The sequence below is a fragment of the Saccharomonospora saliphila YIM 90502 genome, from assembly GCF_000383795.1.
Lineage (GTDB): Bacteria > Actinomycetota > Actinomycetes > Mycobacteriales > Pseudonocardiaceae > Saccharomonospora > Saccharomonospora saliphila.
In genome coordinates, this window is record NZ_KB912729.1 from 5,230 (window position 1) to 9,466 (window position 4,237).

Here is a 4,237-nt window from a genome sequence, read left to right on the forward strand (position 1 = left end):
GGGCGTGCCCGGCCCCGACCAGGGCGAAGAGGCCGGACAGCAGTGCGGGCGTCAGCACGCCCTGGGGAAGACGCGCGGCGACCGCCGTGTCGGCCGACAGCACCACCACGACGCTGGCCACCAGCGCGTGAGTGCCCCCGACGGCCACGACCACGGGCACCGTCGTCGACGGGCGCAGATCCCCCACCTTGCGCGCGGCAGCGGAGGCCGCGCGTGCCACGAGCACTCCCGCACCGGCCGTGGGCAACAAGGGCAGCACGCCCAGCGTGCCGCCGGACAACTCCAGCGGCACCTGGTACGCGGCCAGCCACGCGGGTCCCGAGGCGGCGAGCACGCCCCACACGGTGAACTCCGCGCGCGGTGCCACCGCGATGACCACGGTCAGCACCGTCACCACGACGGCATAGCCGCACACCACGGGACCCACCGCGACGCCGAGCAGCACCCGCGCCCGATCCGCCCTCGACACGCCCTCACCCTCACCCTCGTGACCGGGTGTGCGCGCGACGAGCCGGTTCATGGCGGGCACCATCGCACCGGAACCACCCGAACGCGGTGCGCCACGCCGCCGCCGGTCCCGGCGCTGCGACATGGCTCACCCTGCCGGGCCCTGGCTCACCTGGCCGAGACATGGCCATCCCGCCGGGGCTTGGCTTACCCGGCCGGGGCAGGCCACACCCGGCACCGCACGACCAGCCGCGGGAGGCCCCGCACCACACGACCGGGGCGCGCACGACCCGGCACGGCGCGACTCCGGCTCAGCCGCCCGCCTGACCGCCCGGGTTGTTCTGCTGGCCGCCCGGGTTCTGCTGACCGGTCTCGGGGGACTGCTGCCCGAAGAACTGACCCTGCTGTGCGGCGTAGGTGGTCGGCTGTTGCGTGGACGGCGACCCGCCCTGCTGCGGCTGCTGCGGCTGCTGCACTGGCTGCGCGAACGCCGTCGGCTGCGGGATGCCGCCGGACTGGTCCGGCTGCTGACCCGGCTGACCCGGCTGGCCCGGGTGACCGGGCTGTCCCGGATGACCGAAACCACCTTGCTGCCCGAAGCCCCCAGCCTGTCCGTACACACCCGGCTGGCCGTACGGCGCGGGTCGAGGCGACGGCGCGGACACGATGCCCGCCTCGAACAAGTACGCCGCCACGGCCGCTCCCGCCTGAAGCAAACCGAAGATCAGCACCAGAATCGCCCCGGCACCCATGTCGGCGCTGGCCTGGAACACCGTGAACAGGTACGGCAGCACACCGCCGAGCGCGAAAACGGCGGGCCACGCGCCCGGCTTGGCCTCACCCGGCAACAGCGAGACACCGGCCGCGATGCCGGAGACCAGCAACAGCCCGAGTACCCAGCCTGCGCCCCCCTCGTAGAAGCTCACGCTGCTGCCGCCCGTGCTCGCCATCGGCGCGAACCCGAGGAAGAGGTTGAGCACGCCGAGCCCCGCCGTGGCCAGCAGCAGGATCTGCGGCAGGGACAGTTTCGGGCCACCGCCCGGGGACGGCCCGGGTCCCGGGTACGCCTGGTGCGGCTGCTGCGCCTGGTGCGGCGGCTGCGCCGGGTGCGGCTGCTGGGGCTGGTGCGGCTGCTGCGGGCCCTGGCCCGGGTAGCCACCCGGTCCGCCGCCGCTCGGGAAGGTCATCCGTGTTCTCCTGTCTGCGGGTCGTGGTCGAACACCGCGCTCGGTCGCGCCGAAACCCGCGCCGACCTGCACGCGCGTCCGCCTCTGGGACGCGCGGGCACGGCACCGGGTTTCGTGATCCGAACACTTTCTACAAGACAGGGGCCGGGCGCCCCACGGCACCCGGCCCCTGCTCACGCTCGTCCCGCGCCACCCACGGCGCGGCGTGTCGTCACGGTCAGCGCGCCTTGTACAGCTCCCGCGCGAGCTCGGCGGTCTCGGTGGGCGTCTTGCCGACCTTGACACCGGCGGCCTCGAGGGCCTCCTTCTTCGCCTGTGCCGTCCCGGCCGAACCGGACACGATCGCACCCGCGTGGCCCATCGTCTTGCCCTCGGGGGCGGTGAAGCCCGCGACGTAGCCGACCACGGGCTTGGTGACGTTGGCCTTGACGTACTCGGCGGCCCGCTCCTCGGCGTCCCCGCCGATCTCGCCGATCATCACGATGACCTCGGTCTCGGGGTCGGCCTGGAACGCCTCGAGCGCGTCGATGTGCGTGGTGCCGATGATCGGGTCACCGCCGATGCCGATGGCGGTGGAGAAGCCGATGTCGCGCAGCTCGTACATCATCTGGTAGGTCAGCGTGCCGGACTTCGACACGAGGCCGATCTTGCCGCGGCCGGTGATGTCCGCCGGGATGATCCCCGCGTTCGACTGCTCGGGCGAGATGATGCCGGGGCAGTTCGGGCCGATGATCCGCGTCTTGTTGCCCTTGGCGCACGCGTGCGCCCAGAACGCGGCCGAGTCGTGCACCGGAATGCCCTCGGTGATCACCACGGCGAGGCCGATTCCCGCGTCGACGGCCTCGATCACGGCGTCCTTGGCGAACTTCGGCGGCACGAAGATGACACTGACATCCGCGCCCGTCTCGGCCATCGCCTCCGAGACACTGCCGAAGACGGTCAGGTCCTGACCGCCGATGGTGACGGTCTGCCCGGCCTTGCGGGCGTTGACCCCGCCGACGATGTTCGTCCCGGCCGCGAGCATCTTGGTGGCGTGCTTGGTGCCCTCCGAGCCGGTGAGGCCCTGGACGACGACCTTGGACTCGCTGTTCAGAAAAATCGACATGTCTCTCACGCACCTGCCGCGGCCAACTCGGCGGCTTTGTCGGCCGCGCTGTCCATCGTGTCCACCAGTGTCACCAGCGGATGCCCCGCCTCGGCGAGGATACGGCGGCCCTCTTCGACGTTGTTGCCGTCGAGCCGCACGACGAGCGGTTTGCTCGCCTCGTCACCGAGGATCTTCAGCGCCTCGACGATGCCGTTGGCCACCGCGTCGCAGGCGGTGATCCCGCCGAAGACGTTGACGAACACGCTGTTCACGTCCGGGTCACCGAGGATGACGTCCAGCCCGGCGGCCATCACCTCGGCCGAGGCACCGCCCCCGATGTCGAGGAAGTTCGCGGGGCGCACGCCGCCGTGCCGCTCACCCGCGTAGGCCACCACGTCGAGCGTGGACATGACCAGCCCGGCACCGTTGCCGATGATGCCGACCTGCCCGTCCAGCTTCACGTAGTTGAGGTCCTTGGCCTTCGCCTTCGCCTCAAGCGGGTCCTCGGCCTGCTCGTCGACCAGGTCGGCGTGCGCGGGCTGGCGGAACGCCGCGTTGTCGTCGATGGTCACCTTGCCGTCGAGGGCGATCACCGCGTCCTGCGGGTCGCGCACCAGCGGGTTGACCTCGACCAGCGTCGCGTCCTCGGCGACGAAGGTGTCCCACAGCTTCACCACGACCTCGGCGGCGCGCTCGCGCACGGCCTCGGGGAAGTTGGCCTTGGCGACGATGTCCCGGGCGGTGTCCAGGTCCACCCCGGTCAGGGGGCTCACCGGGACCATCGCCAGCGCCTCGGGCCGCTCGACGGCGAGCTGCTCGATCTCGACCCCGCCCTCGGCGGAGGCCATGGCCAGGAAGGTGCGGTTGGCGCGGTCCAGCAGGAACGAGAAGTAGTACTCCTCGGAGATCTCCGACGCCTCGGTCACCAGGACCCGGCGCGTCACGTGCCCCTTGATGTCGAGGCCGAGGATCGCCCGTGCCTTCTCCACCGCCTCGGCCGGGTCGCCGGCGAGTTTGACCCCGCCCGCCTTGCCTCGGCCGCCTGTCTTCACCTGAGCCTTCACCACGACCTGGCCGCCGATCTCCTCGGCCGCCTGGCGGGCCTGCTCCGCCTCACCGACCACGGCACCGGGCAGTACCGGCACGCCGTGGGCGGCGAAGAGTTCCTTCGCCTGATACTCGTAGAGGTCCACTACTTCAGTCTCCTGACGACACACGCCACACTGGTTACGAAAAACCGTGCTGCCGGACGGTGCCGACCCTATCGAGCGGCCCGGTGACGGCGTCGGCCGCATCCGGTGAACTCGGTCACGACACCCGCGCTGAGCTGGGAACTGTGGCGCAGATCGCGTCCGGGGGCGACCGCATAGGACCCTGATCGAGTGACGCGGCGAGGCCCGGATCGGGCTCAGCCCCCGGTCCGGACGGGTACGGCGACGTCCGGACGCCGCGCGCGTCCGGACGCACCACGCGCGGCGAGCCCGGCGGCCCACAGGCAGGTCGCGACCCCGGCCAG

The 4,237-nt window shown here is 71.8% G+C and carries 4 protein-coding genes; all 4 read right to left on the reverse strand.

Annotated elements, in window-relative coordinates:
- The coding region (locus tag SACSA_RS26485) for a cell division protein PerM (RefSeq protein WP_232213033.1) at positions 1–520 on the reverse strand (520 nt) is incomplete at its 3' end.
- A 238-nt stretch (positions 521–758) separates the two neighbouring features.
- On the reverse strand, positions 759–1,634 hold the full coding sequence (locus SACSA_RS0120585) for a DUF5336 domain-containing protein (protein ID WP_019819743.1): 876 nt from the start codon (positions 1,632–1,634) through the stop codon (positions 759–761).
- 217 nt (positions 1,635–1,851) lie between these two features.
- The gene (gene sucD / locus SACSA_RS0120590) at positions 1,852–2,739 is read right to left on the reverse strand and encodes a succinate--CoA ligase subunit alpha (RefSeq protein ID WP_019819745.1); all 888 of its coding nucleotides are present in this window, start codon (positions 2,737–2,739) and stop codon (positions 1,852–1,854) included.
- 5 nt (positions 2,740–2,744) lie between these two features.
- A complete protein-coding gene (sucC, locus tag SACSA_RS0120595; RefSeq protein WP_019819747.1) occupies positions 2,745–3,914 on the reverse strand; it encodes an ADP-forming succinate--CoA ligase subunit beta in 1,170 nt (389 codons plus the stop codon).
- Positions 3,915–4,237: the final 323 nt, after the last annotated feature.

Bases quoted from the DNA above. Each gene is read 5' to 3' on its own strand.
- SACSA_RS0120585 (WP_019819743.1), bottom strand. From the start codon at position 1,634: ATGACCTTCCCGAGCGGCGGCGGACCGGGTGGCTACCCGGGCCAGGGC.
- sucD (WP_019819745.1), bottom strand. From the start codon at position 2,739: ATGTCGATTTTTCTGAACAGCGAGTCCAAGGTCGTCGTCCAGGGCCTC.